A 17,833-nucleotide genomic window follows, 5' to 3' on the forward strand; every position below is an offset into this window, starting at 1 on the left:
TTCGAGGCAACACGGGCCCACATCGTGGGAATCCAGCGCATGTGATGAGGCAACGCCCGACTGACAGCAACTGACCGTCTGTGAACCGAATTAGCCAAGCAGTTTCCGGTTTCACACAGTCAACACACAGGGAAACTCCCGCAGCCGCTGCCCGGCGCGAGGCCGCGACTCAGCGCGTGGCGCCACGCTCCTGCGCGGCGAAGCGGCGTCGTGCCGCCTCGATCTCGTCCAGGTGGCGGCGGGTCCAGGCGCACATGCCGTTGACCGTGTCGCGCAGTGCCTCGCCCGCCTCGGTGAGGCGGTAGTCCACGTGGGGCGGCACCGTCGCGTACACGGTCCGGTGCACCACTCCGTCCCGTTCCAGCCCGCGCAGAGTCTGCGTGAGCATCTTGTGGCTGATGCCCTCCACCTCGGTACTCAGCTCGGTGAACCGCAGCGTCCGCGTCCCCAGGACGTTGATGATCAGCAGAGCCCATTTGTTGGCCACCCCCGAGAAGATCTCGCGTGCCAGGGAATCGGCGCGCGTCACGTCCGCGTCCCCGGGCGCACGCCGCATCTGCTCGGTTCCCATCGGGTGCCTCTCTTACCGAAAAGTGCGTTCTTCAACGTCAGAGCATACTTACCTATGGTTTCCGAGTAACCGAAGGAGACCTAGGGGAGCACAGCCATGACCATCCTGAAGACCTATGCACGCCTGTGGACCGATGAACTCGACCGTGCTCTACCGCTCCTGGAGCGGCTCACCGGCGAGCAGCCTCACTTGCGGCTGACGTTCCACACGGTCGCCCTCGCCGCCATCGGCGACTTCCTGGTCATCGCGGGCCCCGCCGAGGAGCGCGCGAAGTACAGCCATGCCTCCGCCACCGTCGTCGTCGAAGATCTCGACGCCCTGCAGGCGACTCTCAAGTCCGCTGACGCCACCATCACCACCCCCGCGACCGAGGGCCCGACGGGGCGGTTCCTCTACGCCCGCCACGCGGACGGAGCAGGTGTCGAGTACGTCGAATGGAACCCGGAACTGGTCCGCAGGATCATCCACGCATAGCCCCGCCGTTCCGCGCACTGTCGTTCCTGATCGCTCCGTCGCGCGGACCGGCCGGGAGCGCGGTCAGGTGCCGCTCTCGTCCTGCGGGAGTCTGCCGACCAGACAGGCGCGGACGAAGTCCTGGACGACGGGGTCGGTGTCGTCGGCGGGAGCCCAGGCGACGGCGACCCGGCTGGGGCTGACACCGCTGACGGGGCGGTAGACGATGCCGGGGCGGGCGTAGTAACGGGCGGCGGATTCGGCGGCGAGGGCGATGCCGTAGCCGTTGGCGATCGCACTGAGCCAGTCGTCGGGCCGGTCGGTGACGGCGCCGATACGGACCGGGCGGCCCTCCCGTTCGTCGGCGGCCAGCCAGTAGTCCCGCCAGGCACCGGATTCCTGCGGTGCCGCCACGAACGGCTCGTCCCACAGCTCCCGGAAGGGGATCAGGTCGCGCGTGCCGAGGGGGTGTCCCGCGGGGAGGGCGATCCACCGCGGCTCGCTGAACAGCACCGCCACCCGCAGGGTGTCCTGACCGGGGAAGGGCAGCCGCAGCAGGGCGACGTCGGTGTCACCGTCGGCGAGCCCCGCGGTCGGGTCCGACCAGGCGGCCTGTCGCATGTCGGCCCGCCAGCCCGGCCGACGGCGGGCGAACTCCGCGACGATGCGCTCGGTCGCCTCATTGGCGGCGCTGGCCATGAAGCCGACCCGCAGCACGCGGGCCGCCCGATCGGCCGCGCCCTTCGTCTCCCGCAGCAATCGGTCCCAGTCGGCCAGCAGTCCCGGCGCCCGCGCCGCCAGGGTCCGGCCCGGCTCGGTGAGGGTCATCCCGGCCCGGGACCGGGTGAACAGCCGCACCCCGAGCCGGGTCTCCAACTGCTTGATCTGCTTGGTCAGCGCCGGCTGGGAGAGAAACAGTCGCTCCGCCGCACGCGTCAGGCTCCCCGTGTCCGCCACGGCGACGAAGGAGCGCAACAGCCGGGTGTCCACATCCATCCCTTCAGGTTATAGATGCAGGTATTGGACGCCAAACCGGAGTTCGACCAGGCTGGTCGTGGGCAACCGGGCCTGGGCCCTGCCCACGCTCACGACGTGCTCGGCCGAAAGGGAGGCGCACATGTTCACCGCCTACGTGATCGTCACCGTCCTCACGGTCGCGGCCAACGCCGGGATCGCCGTCGCGGACCTCCTGCGGGCCGGGTTCGTCCTCGCCAACTCCGCCGAGGTGGGCCTCCCGCAGTCCTGGCTCCCCTGGCTCGCCGCGGCCAAGGCCGCCGGAGCCGCCGGACTGCTCCTCGGGCTCCTCGGCGCCCGGCCCCTCGGCGTGGCCGCCGCGGTGGGACTCGTCCTGTTCTTCATCGGCGCCGTCGCCGCGCACCTGCGTATGCGCGTCCACCACAACATCGCCTTCCCCCTCGGCTACCTCGGCCTCGCCACCGCCTCCCTCACCCTCGCCCTCGTCGGCGCGCGCTGAGCGCTCCGCTGGAAATGCCGCGATGCACCGTAGGTCGTCAGCGGCATCATCGTGGCTGGTCGCTCCCCAAGTTCTCGGCTTCGCTCGAACAGGGGGACCCCATCGCGGCGGAGCCGCATATCGATACAGCCCCGCGCCCCTTCAGGACGCTGCCGAACGGCAATGGACCTCGCCGGACCTGCTCAGCAGCCCCCGGAGTCCGCCCGGCGCGTCTGCCGGGTGGCCGGCGTACGTCCCAGACGGACGCCGCGGCCCGCGCTTGGAGCCCGCCGTCAAACAGCGGCTGCGCGCGGAGGAGTTCACCTGGGTCCGCGAAGCGGCCCGACACAGATCCCCGGCACGCGGGCACGGGCACGGGCACTGGCACTGGCACTGGCACTGGCACTGGCACTGGATTCTCGTTCTCAGCCATGCGCCACCCGCAGGCCGCCGCCCGCACCGCCCGATCCGGCGACCGCGAGGGACCCGTCCCGGTCCGTGCGCAGCACCACCGCCCCCACCGCCCGCAGCGCCGCCATGGTCCCGGGTGCCGGGTGACCGTACGGGTTGTCCGCACCGCATGAGACGAGCGCCACCCGCGGGGACACGACGCGTATCAGCTCCGGGTCCTGGTAGGCCGAACCGTGGTGGGCGACCTTGAGCACGTCCACGCCGGCCAGCCCGGCCACCGACGGAGATCTCAGCAGCGCCTGCTGGCCCCCCGGTTCCAGATCGCCGAGCAGCAGCAGCCGCAGCCCGGCCGACCGCACGAGCAGGGTGACACTCGCGTCGTTGGGGCCGTCCGGCTCCGGCCCCGGACGCGGCCACAGCACCTGCCAGGCGAGCGGGCCGGTGCGCCGCTGTTCCCCGGCGACGGCGTGGGTCACCGGAATGTGCCGCCCGGCTACCTCCCTCCTCACGAACTCGGCCTGCTCCGCGGGTTCTTCGTAGCCCGTCGTCTCGATCGCGGCCACCGAGCGCCCGCGCAGCACACCGGGCAAGCCCGCGACGTGGTCGGCATGGAAGTGGGTGAGCACGAGGAGCGGGATCCGGGTGATGCCGAGGTCCCGAAGACAGCGGTCGACGAGCGTCGGATCGGGGCCCGCGTCCACGACCACCGCGCTGCCCTCCCCCGCCGCGAGCACCGTCGCGTCCCCCTGTCCCACGTCGCACATCGCGTACCGCCAGTCGGGCGGCGGCCAGCCCGTGATCACCCGGGTCAGCGGCGCCGGCCGCACCACCAGCAGCAGGAGCAGCAGCGCGCACAGCCCGCACCACCACGGGTGCCGGGCCAGCCGCCGCCCGACGAAGACGACGGCCACCGTGGCCGCGGCCAGCAGCAGCGCCCCCGTCCAGTCGCCCGGCCAGTCCATCCCTCCACCGGGCAGCGCGGCCCCGGTCCGGGCGACCCTCGCGATCCAGTCGGCCGGCCAACTCGCGCACCAGGCCAGCGCCTTCGCCACGGGCATGGCGGGCGGCGCGGCGGCCAGCGCCGCGAACCCCAGCACCGTGGCCGGCGCGATCGCGATCTCCGCGAGCAGGTTGCACGGCACCGCCACCAGACTGACCCGCGCCGACAGCACGGCGACGACCGGCGCGCACACGGCCTGCGCGGCGGCGGCCGCGGCCAGCGCCTCCGCCGCCCGCCGCGGCATTCCGCGTCGGCACAGCGCCGCGCTCCATCCCGGGGCGAGCACCAGCAGCGCGCCGGTGGCCAGCACCGAGAGCAGGAATCCGTAACTGCGGGCCAGCCATGGGTCGTAGAGCACCAGCAGCAGTACGGCCGTGGCCAGCGCCGGGAGCAGGGACCGGCGGCGGCCGGTGGCCAGGGCGAGCAGCGCCACGGCTCCGCAGGCCGCCGCCCGCAGCACGCTCGGATCGGGTCGGCACACGACGACGAAGCCGAGCGTGAGCGCCCCCGCGAGCAGCGCCGTGGTCCGCAGCGAGAGCCCGAGACGCGGGGCGAGTCCGCGGCGTTCGATGCGCCCGGCCAGGCCGGGCGGTCCGACGAGCAGGACGAGCAGGATGGTGAGGTTGCTGCCGGAGACCGCCAGCGTGTGTGTCAGATCCGTCTCCTTGAATGCCTCGTCCAGTTCCGGGGTGATCCGTGAGGTGTCCCCGACGACCAGCCCGGGCAGCAGTGCCCGTGCGTCGTCGGGCAGTCCGTCGGTCGCCGCGCGCAGTCCGGCCCGCAGTCGGCCGGCCAGCCGCTGCGGCCCATTCGGCTCGCCCACGACCTCGGGCACGACCTGCTCTGTCACGCGCAGCACGGCGGCGAGCCCGTCGCCGCCCGTCAGCACGGGGGCCAGCCGCGCGCTCACCCGCAGCCGAGTGGAGGGCAGCAGCCTTAGCCAGCCCGAACGCGCACTCCGCGGGCCGGACTCGGTGGTTCGTGACGGCGCCGGGACATCCGTCCGAGCCGGTGCCGGGAGGTGCGCGCCAGCCGGTGCCGGGACGTCCGCGTCGACGATCATCAGCACCGGTGCCCGCGTCGTCACGGCCGTACCGTCGGCCCGCTCCACACGCCGGACGTCGGCGCGGGCCAGCACCGCCGCCGGGGCCGCGTGATCGCCTCGCACCCGTGGTCTGCTGAGCCAGGGGTCGGAGCCGAGCCGGACCTCCGCGGTCACCGTGGCGTACCGGCGGGCCAGTTCGGGCACCGGTCCGCGGCGCGTGTCCGCCCCATGCAGCCCGGCGGACACGGCCGCCGCGGCGACGCACAGCAGTACAGCGGCGACCGAGAGGCGCGGCCAGGTCAGCCACGCGGGCGCGCGCATCACCCGCCAGGGTCCCGGGGGCAGGCCCTTCGTCCGCGGGTTCGCACGGCGCCGGTCGGCCCGAGCCCCGCTGGTCAGGAACGGAACCCTGCTGGTCAGGAGCAGCAGGACCGCCACGATCAGCGCCCCCACCGCGACACCCGCGGTCCACGGCGTCGGCGCGTCCAACGTCACCGCCGCGGTCGCCCAGGCCGCCAGCGCGGGCGGCACGAGCCGCAGGTCCGCCGGCCCCTCCTGACGGGGGTGCGCCGCGCCGAGCCGCCGTCCGGAAGCGGCGTGCACGGCTGGTCGATCGGCACGGCCCCCGGGTGGGGAGGCGACGGGCGGACCGCCAGTGCTCTCAGGCCCGGCGGACTCGGGCCCAGGCGACTCGGGTCCCGTCGACCCAAGCCCGGTCGGCCCAAGCCCGGTCGGCCCAAGCCCGGTCGACTCGGGTCCCGTGGGCCCAAGCCCCGTCGGCTCGGGTCCCATCGGCTCGGTTCCGGTCGGCTCAGGCCCGGTGGGCCCAAGCCCGGTCGGCTCGCGGATCATGGCTGGATCAGGTCCCGCAGGTCGGCGAAGCGCCGGTCGCCGATCCCCTTGACCTCGCGGAGTTCGTCGACCGAGCGGAAGCCGCCGTGCTGGGTGCGGTAGTCGATGATGTGCTGGGCCAGCACGGGGCCCACACCGGGCAGGGTGTCGAGCTGGTCCACTGTTGCCGTGTTCAGGGAGACCGGGGCCGCGGGTCCGCCCGCCCCGGCCACGGCGCCCGCAGGGCCGGGTCCGGACGCCCCACCCGCTCCGGGTCCGGTCGCCGCAGCGGGACCGCCGACCACGATCTGCTCGCCGTCCACGAGGAAGCGGGCCCGGTTGAGACCGTCGGTGTCGGTGCCCGGACGCACTCCGCCCGCCGCGCTCAGCGCATCGACGACCCGCGAGCCCGCGGGCAGGCGATGGATTCCCGGCTTGCGGACCTTGCCACCGACGTCGACCACGATCTCCGCGCCCGTCGTCCCCGGAGCGGCACCTGCCGAGCCGTCCACCCCGATCCCGCCGCCGTGCCCCACCCTCGCGCCGTCCTCACCCGCCCCGCCTGTTTCCCCCTTCGTCCTGTCCGCCGCGAACGGTGCCTCCGCCCGCACCACTTGTGGCGCGCGCACCGACTGGGTACGGCCGGCCCAGAAGTGCTGCACGGCGAACACCGCAACCACGGCGAGCAGGACCGCGAGCGCGACCACACCCCGTCGCTCCAGTCCGCATCTGGTCTGCAGCCACAACGGCATGCGCTCCCGCAAAGCGGTCCCGGCGCGCTCCCGCCAGCCCGGCGCCCCGGACGTGTCCAGGGCATCTGCCCGGAGGGTGTCCTGCACACCAGGGGCGTCCAGGTCCGGCGACGCGACAACGGCAGCCGTCCAGGCCGGACTCGACCCGGCCGCCCTACCGGTCCTTGCCGCCGTCCCCTCCTCCGCCGCCTCCGGCGTCGTCGTATGCGCACGGGCCGGTGCGCCCGGCGGGCCATGGCCCGACTCCCGGCGCTGCCCTGGGTCCTGGCGTTCGGTTGGCCTTCGGCGTTCGCCTGACTTTCGGCGGTCCTCTGACTCCGGGTGTTCGCCGGACGATCGGCGTCGGGTCCCATCCCGGGGTTCCCCGACGTGCTCGCCGAAGAGGAGTTCCGCTCGGCGGCGCAACTCCTCGGCCGGTGCGTGGCGGTGGCGTGGTTGTCGACGGCCGCCTGGGCGGCGGGTGGCTGGGTAGCGGTGTCGGGTCCGGCCGTCGGAGGCGGGGCTGCGGCCCGGGCCGCTGGTCGCGGTCGCGATGCGTGAGCGTGATCGAAGTGGCATGCGACGAGGATCGGGCATTCCGCCACTTCGCGATGATCTTGCTCAATTCCCGGGGATTACCGGCCGGTTGTGGAAAACTTCCTCACCCACACGAGTGCCATGACGCACCATGACACACCGTGGCCTGCCACGACCTACTGTGGCCCGCAGCCTGCCACGACCCGCCGTGACCCGCCACAACCTGCTGTGACCTGCCGCGCCCCGCCACGGTGTGTCACGGCGTCACCTCGGCGAGACGACGGCGCCCAGCAGCCCGGGCCCGGTGTGCGCACCGATCACCGCCCCGACCTCGCTCACATGCAGGTCGACCAGCCCCGGCACTCTGGTCCGCAGCCGCTCGGCGAGGGCCGACGCCCGGTCGGGGGCGGCGAGATGATGGACGGCGATGTCGACGTCGACGCCGCCCGCACGGTCGGCGACGATCTCCTCAAGGCGGGCGATCGCCCTCGACGCCGTACGCACCTTCTCCAACAGCTCGATGCGGCCGCCCTCCAGTTGCAGCAGCGGCTTCACGGCGAGAGCGGAGCCCAACAGGGCCTGCGCGGCGCCGATACGGCCGCCGCGGCGCAGATAGTCGAGCGTGTCGACGTAGAAGTAGGCGGAGGTGCCCGCGGCCCGTTTCTCGGCCGCCGTGACCGCCTCGTCCACGGTGCCGCCCGCTTCCGCCGTCTCGGCCGCGGCGAGCGCGCAGAAGCCGAGGGCCATCGCGACCATCCCGGTGTCCACCACCCGTACCGACACGGGCGCCTCGCGCGCCGCGACGACCGCGGCGTCGTACGTACCCGACAACTCGGCGGAGAGATGCAGCGAGACGATGCCGGTGGCGCCGGACTCGGCGACCCTGCGATAGGTCTCCGCGAACATCGCCGGGCTGGGGCGGGACGTGGTGACGGGCCGTCGCTTCTGCAGCGCCTGGGCCAGGGAGCGGGTCGAGATCTCGGTGCCCTCTTCGAGCGCCTGGTCGCCGAGGACCACGGTCAGGGCCACCGCGGTGATGCCGTGCCGATCCATCGTCCGGGGCGGCAGGTAGGCCGTTGAATCGGTGACGATCGCGACATGGCGGGACATGAGCTGGAGGTTACCTGGCGTATCGCCCGCGCTGCAGCCCGACCCCGCTCACCTGGGCCGGAACCCGGGGATCAGGTGGTGCTCTCGGGCCGGTGCTTCTGCTGCCAGGGGTAGGTCGGCCGCGGGCCCGGCGGGGTGATGGCGGGCCGGTTAGGTTCCGCGGCCGGTTCGGACCGCGGGGAACGGTGCCAGGTCTGCGGGCCGTTCGGGCTTTCGGCCCCGGCGGCGTCGGGCCACGAGGGCGCCGGGGATCCCGGCTGCTGGACCGGGGGCGGCGGTGCCGCGGCGGCGTCCGGTTCGTCACGCTGCCAGTGCCGCAGCGCGCCCGTCTCGATGTCGATCTGGGCGCTCAGCGCGTCCAGGTCGTCGTCGGTGAAGCGGTGGGCACGGTCCCGGGCGGCCCAGCGCAGCGCGTCCGCGGACTGGGTGATCCGCTCGGTGCGCCTGCGCAGTTCGGGCAGGCGCGCAGCGAGTGCGGCCCGGTCCGGCTCGGACTCCAGGCGCTTGAGTTCGTCGTCCAGTTCGTGGCCGTGTGCGCTCAGCCGCTCGAAGAGGCCGAGCGACTCCCTCAGCGACGCGTCCTCCGCCACGCCCACGTGCAGCGCGTCACGCGTGGCCCGCATGGAGGCGCGCAGGTCGAGCCGGAGCTTGGCGATCTCGCTGGCCGGGCCCAGCTGGGCGAAGGACTTGGCGCGCAGCGTGTGGTCCTCGACCGTGCGGCGGGCCTGTGTGACCGTACGGTCGACGCGCCGCTTGGCCGCACCGATCACCTTGATCGTGGCGTACCCGGCCAGGACGACGAAGAGCAGGAAGAGCACGGCGAACACGGTGATCACTGTTTCCACAACGCTCCTCCTCCGACCTCACGGCGCGCCCCGCCCCGCTCCTCCACGGTAAACGCAGCGGGCAGGCCCGGAGTTCCGGAAAAACCCCGAACCTGCCCGTAGGGGACTCCCCGGAGGCCGTGACCACCGCGGTTACGCAGGGACGATGTTCACCAGTTTCGGTGCCCGGACGATCACCTTGCGGATGCCGGCGCCGTCCAGCGCGGCGACGACCTTCTCGTCGGCCAGCGCCACCTTCTCCAGTTCCTCCTCGGAGATGGACGGCGGGACCTCCATGCGGGCCTTGACCTTGCCCTTGACCTGAACGACGCAGGTCACGGTCTCGTCGACGACGTAGGCGGGGTCGGCGACCGGGAAGTCCCGGTGGACGACGGAGTCGGTGTGGCCCAGCCGGTGCCACAGCTCCTCGGCGATGTGCGGGGCCAGCGGGGCGATCATCAGCACCAGTGGCTCGGCGATGGTGCGCGGGACCGCTCCGCCCGCCTTGGTCAGATGGTTGTTCAGCTCGGTGACCTTGGCGATGGCGGTGTTGAAGCGCATGCCCTCCAGGTCCTGGCGGACGCCGTCGATCGCCTTGTGCAGGGCGCGCAGCGTCTCCTCGTCGGGCTCGGCGGCGGAGACGGTGACCTCGCCGGTGGTCTCGTCGACGATGTTGCGCCACAGCCGCTGCAGCAGCCGGAACTGGCCGACCACCGCGCGCGTGTCCCACGGCCGGGACACGTCCAGGGGGCCCATGGCCATCTCGTACAGGCGCAGCGTGTCGGCGCCGTACTCGGCGCAGATCTCGTCGGGGGTCACCGCGTTCCTCAGCGACTTGCCCATCTTGCCCAGCAGGCGGGTGACCTGCTCACCCTGGTAGAAGTAGGCGCCGTCGCGCTCCTCCACCTCGGCGGCCGGCACCGCGATGCCCCGGCTGTCCCGGTAGACGTACGCCTGGATCATGCCCTGGTTGAACAGCTTGTGGAACGGCTCGGCCGACGACACATGCCCCAGGTCGTACAGGACCTTGGACCAGAAGCGGGCGTACAGCAGGTGCAGCACGGCGTGCTCGGCGCCGCCGACGTACAGGTCGACGCCGCCGTGCGGCATGCCCTCGCGCGGGCCCATCCAGTAGCGCTCGATCTCGGGGTCGACCAGCTGCCGGTCGTTGTGCGGGTCCAGGTAGCGCAGCTCGTACCAGCAGGAGCCGGCCCAGTTGGGCATGGTGTTGGTCTCGCGGCGGTACTTCTTCGGCCCGTCGCCCAGGTCCAGGGTGACGTTGACCCAGTCCTCGTTGCGCGACAGCGGCGTCTCGGGCTCGGTGTCGGCGTCGTCCGGGTCGAAGGTGCGCGGCGAGTAGTCCTCGACCTCGGGCAGCTCCAGGGGCAGCATCGACTCGGGCAGGGCGTGGGCGGTGCCGTCCTCGTCGTAGACGATCGGGAAGGGCTCGCCCCAGTAGCGCTGGCGGCTGAACAGCCAGTCGCGCAGACGGAAGTTGACGGTGCCCTCGCCGATGCCCCTGCGCTCCAGCCACTCGGTGACGCGCGCCTTGGCCTCGGCGACGGGCAGGCCGTCCAGGGAGATCTCGTCGTTCGAGGAGTTGATGATCTTCGCGTCGTACGACGCGAAGGCGCCCTCCCACGTCGAGGTGTCGGTGCCGCGGCCGTCGGTCGGCTCGACGATGCAGGTGATCGGCAGTTCGAAGGCGCGCGCGAACTCGAAGTCCCGCTGGTCGCCGGCCGGTACGGCCATGATCGCGCCGGTGCCGTAGCCCATCAGGACGTAGTCGGCGATGAAGACGGGGACCTTGCCGCCGTTGACCGGGTTGGTCGCGAACGCGCCGGTGAAGACGCCGGTCTTGTCCTTGGCCTCGGCCTGCCGCTCGACATCCGACTTCGAGGCGGCCTGCGCGCGGTAGGCGGCGACGGCCTCGGCCGGGGTCGCGTGGCCGCCGGTCCACACCTCGTGGGTGCCCTCGGGCCAGGTGGCCGGGGTGAACTTCTCGACCAGCGGGTGCTCGGGCGCCAGCACCATGTAGGTCGCGCCGAACAGGGTGTCCGGGCGCGTGGTGAAGACCGTGATGTGCTCGCCGTCGATCGGGAAGTCGACGCGGGCGCCCTCGGAGCGGCCGATCCAGTTGCGCTGCTGCAGCTTGATGGCCTCGGGCCAGTCCAGCTCCTCCAGGTCCGCCAGCAGCCGGTCGGCGTACGCGGTGATGCGCATGTTCCACTGGCGCAGCTTGGCCTTGAAGACCGGGAAGTTGCCGCGCTCGGAGCGGCCGTCGGCGGTGACCTCCTCGTTGGCCAGCACGGTGCCCAGGCCCGGGCACCAGTTGACGGGCGCGTCGGAGGCGTAGGCCAGCCGGAAGCCGCCCAGCACGTCGGCGCGCTCGGTGGCGGTCAGCTCGTGCCACGCGCGCGTGTGGCCGGGTACGACGCGCTCACCGGACTCGAACTGAGCGATCAGCTGGGAGATCGGGCGGGCCTTGCCGGCCGCGTCGTCGTACCAGGAGTTGAAGATCTGCAGGAAGATCCACTGGGTCCACCGGTAGTAGTCCGGGTCGATCGTGGCGAACGACCGGCGCCTGTCGTGGCCCAGGCCCAGCCGGCGCAGCTGGGACTTCATGTTCTCGATGTTGGCCTCGGTGGACACACGCGGGTGCGTGCCGGTCTGCACGGCGTACTGCTCGGCGGGCAGGCCGAAGGCGTCGAAGCCCAGGGTGTGCAGGACGTTGTGGCCGGTCATCCGCTGGAACCGGGCGAACACGTCGGTGGCGATGTAGCCCAGGGGGTGGCCGACGTGCAGACCCGCGCCGGAGGGGTACGGGAACATGTCCATGATGAACTTCTTGGGCTTGGCGACCGTCGCGGGGTCACCGGCCAGGTCGCCCTTCGGGTTCGGTGCGGCGTATGTGCCCTCGGCGTCCCAGAAGTCCTGCCAGCGTGCCTCGACCTCGGCGGCCACGGCGGCCGTGTAGCGGTTCGGCGCCGCCTCTGCCGACCCGGCGGCAGCGACAGCGGGGTTCGTCTCGCTCATGATCCTCAAAGCTCCATCGGTCGTCTCTGCCTGCGGAAACGAAAAATCCCCTCACACAGGAGGGGATGCCGCGCCGATGCCGACCACGGGACTCACCGGTGGTCGGGACTGATCAGCGCGGCCCGCTAAGCAGAAGGCGTACGGCACGCATGGCGACAGGGTACCGCATGGCCTTGAGCAAGCCGTGACGCGCTTGCGTATGCCTGGTTGACCCGACAGGCACGTCCCGACGACCACTGCCTGACAAGCACTGCCCGACAAGCGCTGAACGAGGTTCAGACATTACTTCGCGTAACACCTGCTAACGGACATTGCAACGGTCGCATTGTCCTTTGATAACAACGCAATAACTCAAACCTCGAACTGATCGGTATGACGCCGCTTAGAGTGCGGCAGCGGGACCGCTCACCCGGACTGCTCGGAGTTACCCCCCATGAACCCTCGTCGTAGTAACAGCTCGCTCCCCAAACCGGGCCGCTCGGCCTATGGGGTGGCGAGCGCCGTCATCCTGCTCCTCATACCCGTGGTCGTGCTGCTCGGAGGCAACTGGCTCCAGGAATTCCTGAACTTCGGTGCAGGCGTTCTGTCCCTGGTCTGCCTGACCTGCTCGGTGATCTGGGGCCTCGTCGCCCAGGACCGGCTGATCCTCAACACGCGGCAGCGGATCGTCGCCCAGGGCATCCACCGCGTGACCGCCGTCGCGTCGATCGCCTTCCTCCTGGTGCACATCACGATCAAGCTGGCGCTGGACCACACGGTCCTGATCGCCGCGGTGATCCCCTTCAGCCTCGGTGTCTCCGGCAGCGGCGGGCTCATCGGTCTCGGCTCCCTGGCCGCCCTGCTCATGATCTTCGTGGGCATCACCGGCGCGCTCCGCAACCAGTTCGCGTCCCCGGCGCCGGTGGCGGCGCGCTGGCGTGCCATGCACATGCTGGCCTACCCCGCCCTGTGCGCGGCCCTGATCCACGGCCTGTTCGCGGGCCGCCCGGCGAAGACGTTCTTCATGGTGTCGTACGAGTTGTGCCTGGCCGGGGTGATGGCGGCCCTGGCGCTGCGCGCGGCGCCGCGCCCCGTCAAGCGCAAGGTCGCCGACCGGATCGTCGCCATCCTCGGCAGCGAGGAGCGGGGCGTGGGCCGCGACGACCTGGAAGCGAGCCGGGCCCGCCTGAGCGAGGGCGGCGCCGCGCTGCCGGGCTACGAGAAGCAGGCAGCGTACGCCGACGCCACCGCCTCCGCGCGACGCGCCCCGGAGCCGCAGTACGACGCCCCGGCCGCTCCCGCGGCCCAGGAGGCCACGCCCGGCTTCGCCGCCGCCTACCGGGCCGTCTCGACGCCGCAGCCGCCCCAGCAACCCTTCGCCGCCGACCAGACCGCACGCCTGGACCTGCCACTGGACCTGCAGGCCACGGAGGCGATGCCACGCATGGACGGCCCTTCGAGCACCTCGGGCAGCTGGCCGATCCCGTCCCCGCCGCCGGTCGGCGAGGCGCCCCCGTCGGCGTACGACCCGCTCCAGGACACCGGATACAACATCCCGGTCTATGGCAATCCGGGCGCCGACGGCTACAGCGGCAGTGACGTGTACAACACCGGTGAGACAAACACCGGCTACGGCACGTACCCCCGCAATGACACGTACAGCAGCGGTCCCGCCACTGAACCATCGCCCGGCGCGTCGTTCGACGCACCGGGTTCGGGCGAACCTTGGAACACGCCTTCCGGAGGCTACAGGTGAACGAGGCCCTGCCCGACGTCCCAGAAGTCCGCGTGGTCGGCCTTCCCCAGCTCACGTCGGGCTTCGACCTTGTCGAACGGCTCGATCTGCCCATGCACCTGAAGGTGCACGGGCCGCTCGAACCCCTGGGCGGCGAGCAGCTCGCACAGCTCGCCGAACGCATCAACCTGAAGGGCCGCGGCGGCGCGGGCTTCCCCTTCCACAAGAAGCTGCGCTCGGTCGCCGATTCGGCGATCAAGCGCGGCGTCCGGCCGGTCGTCGTCGTCAACGGAAGCGAGGACGAACCGGCCTGCCGCAAGGACACCGTGCTCATCAACCGTGCCCCGCACCTGATCCTGGACGGGGCGCTGCTGTGCGCGGAGGCGCTGGGCGCCCGCACACTCGTGGTGGGCGTCACCCGTGAGTCCACGCAGCGCTCCATGGAGGCCGCCCTCGCCGAGCGCGGCCTCAGCAACAGCCGGCGTTCGGCGCTACGCGCGAGCGTGCAGCGCAATCCGGTCCGCATGGTCACCGGCGCCGCCGCGTCGCTGGTCCGCTCCATCGACGGCGGCCCGGCGATCCCGCCCGGCCGCAAGATCAGCGCCTCGCAGACCGGCGTCGGCGGCGCGCCCACCCTGCTGTCGAACGCCGAGACGTTCGCCCAGCTGGCGATCGCCGCCCGGATCGGTCCCGACCGCTACGGCAACACCGGCCTGTACGACGAGCCGGGCACCGTCATGCTGACCGTCTCCGGCGCGGTCGCCCGGCCGATGGTGATCGAGGTCCCCACGGGCGTGCCGCTGCGCTACGTCCTGCAACTGGCGGGCGCCCCGCCGGTACCGCAGGGCGTACTGACCGGCGGCTACCACGGCAAGTGGATCGACGCGGCCACCGTCAACGAGGCGATCGTCTCCCGCAACTCCCTGGACGCGGTGGGCGGTTCGCTGGGCGCGGGTGCGATCCTGCCGATCAGCCAGGAGACCTGTCCGCTGGGCGAGTCGCTGCGGGTGGCACAGTGGCTGGCCGAGGAGAGCGCGGGACAGTGCGGTCCCTGCTACCTCGGCCTGCCCGCCGCCGCGCGCGGCATGGCGGACATCCTCAACGGCGGCGGACCGGCCGCCCTGGAGGCGCTCAAGCAGGTCGCGAAGAACGTGAAGCGGCGCGGCGCGTGCTCGCACCCGGACGGCTCGGCGATGTTCCTGGAGTCCACCGTCAAGGCGTTCACGGACGACCTCGCCGCGCACGTCCTCGGAAACGGCTGCGGACGGCCCGTGGAGGGCGTTCTGCCGCTCTTCGAGGGCGGCAGGGCCCCGACGGGCATCCCGGGCGGCGAGGAGGCCGAGGAGGCCGGTCCCAGCCGCCAGAAGATCTACGTCGACTGGACGCTGTGCCGGGGCCACGGGCTGTGCGCGGACATCCTCCCGGAGGTCTTCGAACTGGGCGCCGACGGATTCCCGACCGTCGCGCAGGCGCAGGTGCCCCAGTACGCGGAGGCGAAGGCGCTGCGTGCCGTGCGCCGCTGCCCCGCGCTGGCGCTGCGTATCGAGGAGGACACCCGCTCCCAGGCGCCGTCCCGCAACCTTCCGGTCCTCTCCCAGGGCCGCGGACGCCGCGCCCTCGGCCGCTGAGCACACGGACGGCGGGTCACCCCGGTCCGGGGTGACCCGCCGTCGTACAGGAAACCTGCATCGCAAGGGAACGGGCGCGGCGCGCGAACAGACATCGGAGGAGAACAGGCATCGCACGGGCGCGGTCGCCGCGCGGGAGCAGGTGTCGTACACGCCGAAGGCGGACCATCCGTTCGGATGATCCGCCTTCTACTTCTGTGGAGCTAAGGAGAATTGAACTCCTGACCTCCTGCATGCCATGCAGGCGCTCTACCAACTGAGCTATAGCCCCTCGTGGTCTTGCGGCGGAACCGCATTTCGACCGTGTCGCCCGTGTCTCTGGCGGCGACGGCAACATTACACGGTCGACGGGGTACAGCACCAAATCGTTTCCTTTCTGCCCCGATATCGGCGCTAGTGTCGGCCTTTGTGACCGTGATCGCGCCCTCCGGAACCCGCCTTCGTGTACCGGTCGCCCTGGGGGCGTGCCTGGTGTCCTTCGCCGCGTTCTGGGCCGCGCAACGGGCCGCGCATGTGTCGATGATCGACCTGATGGTGTACCGGGCCGAGGGGGCGGCCGTCCGCGCGGGGGGCGATCTGTACGCCCTGCGGGCGACCGAGGCCCGACTGCCCACCACCTACCCGCCGTTCGCGGCCCTGCTGTTCACCCCGCTGACCCTCCCGGAGACCGCGCTCCTGCGCACCCTGGCGACGCTGGGCAACCTCGTCCTCCTGGTGGCGTTCGTACGGCTGTCGCTGAGACTCGTCGGGCACACGCGCGTGGAGGACGTCTGCTGGATCGCGGCGGCGGCCGTGTGGTGCGAACCGGTCTGGACGACGCTGCGCTACGGACAGGTCAATCTGCTGCTCGCGGTCCTGGTCCTGTGGGACCTCGCACCCCATCGCCCGGGCGGCCGGGACCGCTGGGCGGGCGCCGGCCTCGGCCTTGCCGCCGCGGTCAAGCTGACGCCCGCGCTGTTCGTGGTCCTGCTGGTCACCACCGGCGTCGCGGCTCGTCTCAGGGGTGGCGACGGAGGGCCGTGGCTTCGGCACGCGCGCGGGGCGGCCGTCGCCTTCGCCGTGGCGACCTTGCTGGCGGCGGCCGCCCTGCCGTACGACTCGTGGCGCTTCTGGTCCGGCATGGTGTTCCGCGCGAACCGGGCGGGCCACGCCGAGGACACCGCCAACCAGGCCCTGCGCGGCGTCCTGGCCCGATTGCTGCACACGCCGGAGCCGGGAGCCCTCTGGGCCCTCCTGGCGGCTCTGACGGCCGTTGCCGGGTTGTGGGTTGCGGTCGCCGCGGAGTTGCGGGGCCGGCGCTCCTGGGCGGTGGCCGCCTGCGCGGTGACGGCGCTGCTGATCAGCCCCGTGTCGTGGTCGCACCACTGGGTGTGGTGCGTGCCCGTGATGCTGCTGCTGTGGACGCAGGGCCACCGGGTGGTGGCCGGGGGCACGCTGGTGGTGTTCTGTTCGTACGCCCTGTGGTGGGTGCCGCACGGCGACGCGCGGCCCGAACTGCGTCAGGATGGCGCGGAGTTGACGCTGTCGGCCCTCTACGGAGGGGTCGGTCTGCTCTTCCTCGTGCTCGCCGGGCATCGTTGCCGGGGCCCGGGGAGCGGCGCTCAGGCCGTGACGAACGAATAGAACCGCTTGAGGGTGCAGTGCTCCTCCAGAAGGCGGCCGTAGATCGGCTCGCCCTCCAGTTCACGGTACGTCTCGATCGGGTCGCCTTTTATGATCAGCGCCCGCGCGCATTCCTCGCACCAGTACTGGTATTCGGGATTGATCGGCTCCATGTCACGGACGATCGGCGTGCCGCTCCCGCACCAGTCGCACTTTCGCCGGTGTGCCCCCATCGATCAGCTCCAGCTGTGGCCGCAGGCCGTGCACACGTAGGAGATTCCGCCGTTGTCGCCCAGGACTTGGGCCACCTGCGCGGAACCGCAGGAAGGGCAGCTGAGCCGGGTGATCGTGTCCCGTATCAACGCCGCGTCGAGGAGGTGGCCGACCTCCTCAAGGATGCTCGCAGGCATCGCTACTCCCTCCCGTCGGGCCGCGCCCCCTTCCGGCCGTTTGATTCTGCCACGGCCGGACCAATACGGTCAGCGACGCCTCAGTACCAGTCCGGACACGGCAGCCACGGCGACCGTACCGGCCGGCGCCCCTGCGCACGCCGAAAGCACCTCCGCAGAGGTATACGCCGACGGGGCCCCTAGTGACTCAAGCCGGTTCAAGAACAGTGTGCCGAAGGCCGTCACGCTGTGGACGCCGTTCAGGGCGGCGGCAGAGGCATCCAGGTGGTGCACCGGGAGCGCGAACTCCCGGTCATGGTGGCCACGCTGCGGCACCGGAGAACGAAGGGGCGCGTGTGAAGGTCGCGTTGCCGAGGAAGCGCCGAGCGCGGCTGTGGCCGCCGCCGGACGATAAGGCAGCCGGACGAGGGGACCGCCGAAATCATCCGCGTATGGAAAGCAGAAAATCCCGCCCCCGAAGGGACGGGACCCTCATCA

14 protein-coding genes and 1 tRNA gene are annotated in these 17,833 nt (G+C 71.9%); 5 read left to right on the forward strand and 10 right to left on the reverse strand.

Annotated features, from left to right (window positions below; genetic code table 11):
• Nucleotides 1-169: 169 nt before the first annotated feature.
• A complete protein-coding gene (locus ACWEKM_RS18020; protein ID WP_451622155.1) occupies nt 170-571 on the reverse strand; it encodes a winged helix-turn-helix transcriptional regulator in 402 nt (133 codons plus the stop codon).
• Nucleotides 572-667: 96 nt separating this feature from the next.
• Here ACWEKM_RS18020 and ACWEKM_RS18025 point away from each other — a divergent pair, with 96 nt between their 5' ends.
• Entirely contained in the window at nt 668-1,045 is a 378-nt protein-coding gene (locus tag ACWEKM_RS18025) for a VOC family protein (RefSeq protein WP_451622156.1), read from the forward strand.
• Between the two features lie 63 nt (nt 1,046-1,108).
• On the opposite strand, the gene ACWEKM_RS18030 is transcribed toward ACWEKM_RS18025, so the two are convergent.
• Entirely contained in the window at nt 1,109-2,020 is a 912-nt protein-coding gene (locus ACWEKM_RS18030) for a LysR family transcriptional regulator (protein WP_451622157.1), read from the reverse strand.
• Nucleotides 2,021-2,141: 121 nt separating this feature from the next.
• Between ACWEKM_RS18030 and ACWEKM_RS18035 the strand changes: the two genes are divergently transcribed.
• Complete coding sequence (locus ACWEKM_RS18035) at nt 2,142-2,498, forward strand: DoxX family protein (protein WP_451622158.1); 357 nt, start codon at nt 2,142-2,144, stop codon at nt 2,496-2,498.
• Between the two features lie 404 nt (nt 2,499-2,902).
• On the opposite strand, the gene ACWEKM_RS18040 is transcribed toward ACWEKM_RS18035, so the two are convergent.
• The 5 genes from ACWEKM_RS18040 to leuS all read right to left on the reverse strand — a co-directional run bounded on the left by ACWEKM_RS18040 (nt 2,903) and on the right by leuS (nt 12,002).
• The gene (locus ACWEKM_RS18040; protein ID WP_451622159.1) at nt 2,903-5,536 is read right to left on the reverse strand and encodes a ComEC/Rec2 family competence protein; all 2,634 of its coding nucleotides are present in this window, start codon (nt 5,534-5,536) and stop codon (nt 2,903-2,905) included.
• A 245-nt stretch (nt 5,537-5,781) separates the two neighbouring features.
• A complete protein-coding gene (locus ACWEKM_RS18045) occupies nt 5,782-6,603 on the reverse strand; it encodes a helix-hairpin-helix domain-containing protein (protein ID WP_451622160.1) in 822 nt (273 codons plus the stop codon).
• A gap of 693 nt (nt 6,604-7,296) precedes the next feature.
• Entirely contained in the window at nt 7,297-8,142 is an 846-nt protein-coding gene (locus ACWEKM_RS18050) for a DegV family protein (protein WP_451622161.1), read from the reverse strand.
• A gap of 71 nt (nt 8,143-8,213) precedes the next feature.
• A complete protein-coding gene (locus ACWEKM_RS18055; protein WP_451622162.1) occupies nt 8,214-8,987 on the reverse strand; it encodes a hypothetical protein in 774 nt (257 codons plus the stop codon).
• Between the two features lie 132 nt (nt 8,988-9,119).
• Nucleotides 9,120-12,002 carry a leucine--tRNA ligase gene (gene leuS, locus ACWEKM_RS18060; protein ID WP_451622163.1) on the reverse strand — a complete coding sequence of 961 codons (2,883 nt, stop codon included), beginning with the start codon at nt 12,000-12,002 and terminating at the stop codon, nt 9,120-9,122.
• A gap of 433 nt (nt 12,003-12,435) precedes the next feature.
• On the opposite strand from leuS, the gene ACWEKM_RS18065 reads away from it, so the two are divergent.
• Both ACWEKM_RS18065 and ACWEKM_RS18070 read left to right on the forward strand, forming a co-directional pair.
• Nucleotides 12,436-13,737, forward strand: coding sequence for a cytochrome b/b6 domain-containing protein (locus ACWEKM_RS18065; RefSeq protein ID WP_451622164.1), 1,302 nt, complete (start codon nt 12,436-12,438; stop codon nt 13,735-13,737).
• Nucleotides 13,734-15,344, forward strand: coding sequence for an NADH-ubiquinone oxidoreductase-F iron-sulfur binding region domain-containing protein (locus ACWEKM_RS18070; RefSeq protein ID WP_451622165.1), 1,611 nt, complete (start codon nt 13,734-13,736; stop codon nt 15,342-15,344). The genes ACWEKM_RS18065 and ACWEKM_RS18070 overlap by 4 nt, the downstream gene beginning before the upstream one ends.
• Nucleotides 15,345-15,542: 198 nt before the next feature.
• On the opposite strand, the gene ACWEKM_RS18075 is transcribed toward ACWEKM_RS18070, so the two are convergent.
• Nucleotides 15,543-15,615: transfer RNA gene (locus ACWEKM_RS18075), tRNA-Ala, on the reverse strand.
• Between the two features lie 137 nt (nt 15,616-15,752).
• Here ACWEKM_RS18075 and ACWEKM_RS18080 point away from each other — a divergent pair.
• On the forward strand, nt 15,753-16,967 hold the full coding sequence (locus ACWEKM_RS18080) for a glycosyltransferase 87 family protein (protein WP_451622166.1): 1,215 nt from the start codon (nt 15,753-15,755) through the stop codon (nt 16,965-16,967).
• Here ACWEKM_RS18080 and ACWEKM_RS18085 read toward each other — a convergent pair.
• Nucleotides 16,946-17,179 carry a hypothetical protein gene (locus ACWEKM_RS18085; protein WP_004931461.1) on the reverse strand — a complete coding sequence of 78 codons (234 nt, stop codon included), beginning with the start codon at nt 17,177-17,179 and terminating at the stop codon, nt 16,946-16,948. The genes ACWEKM_RS18080 and ACWEKM_RS18085 overlap by 22 nt on opposite strands.
• A 3-nt stretch (nt 17,180-17,182) precedes the next feature.
• The gene (locus ACWEKM_RS18090) at nt 17,183-17,356 is read right to left on the reverse strand and encodes a hypothetical protein (protein WP_451622167.1); all 174 of its coding nucleotides are present in this window, start codon (nt 17,354-17,356) and stop codon (nt 17,183-17,185) included.
• Nucleotides 17,357-17,833: the final 477 nt, after the last annotated feature.

It is taken from the genome of Streptomyces sp. NPDC004752 (genome assembly GCF_053601275.1).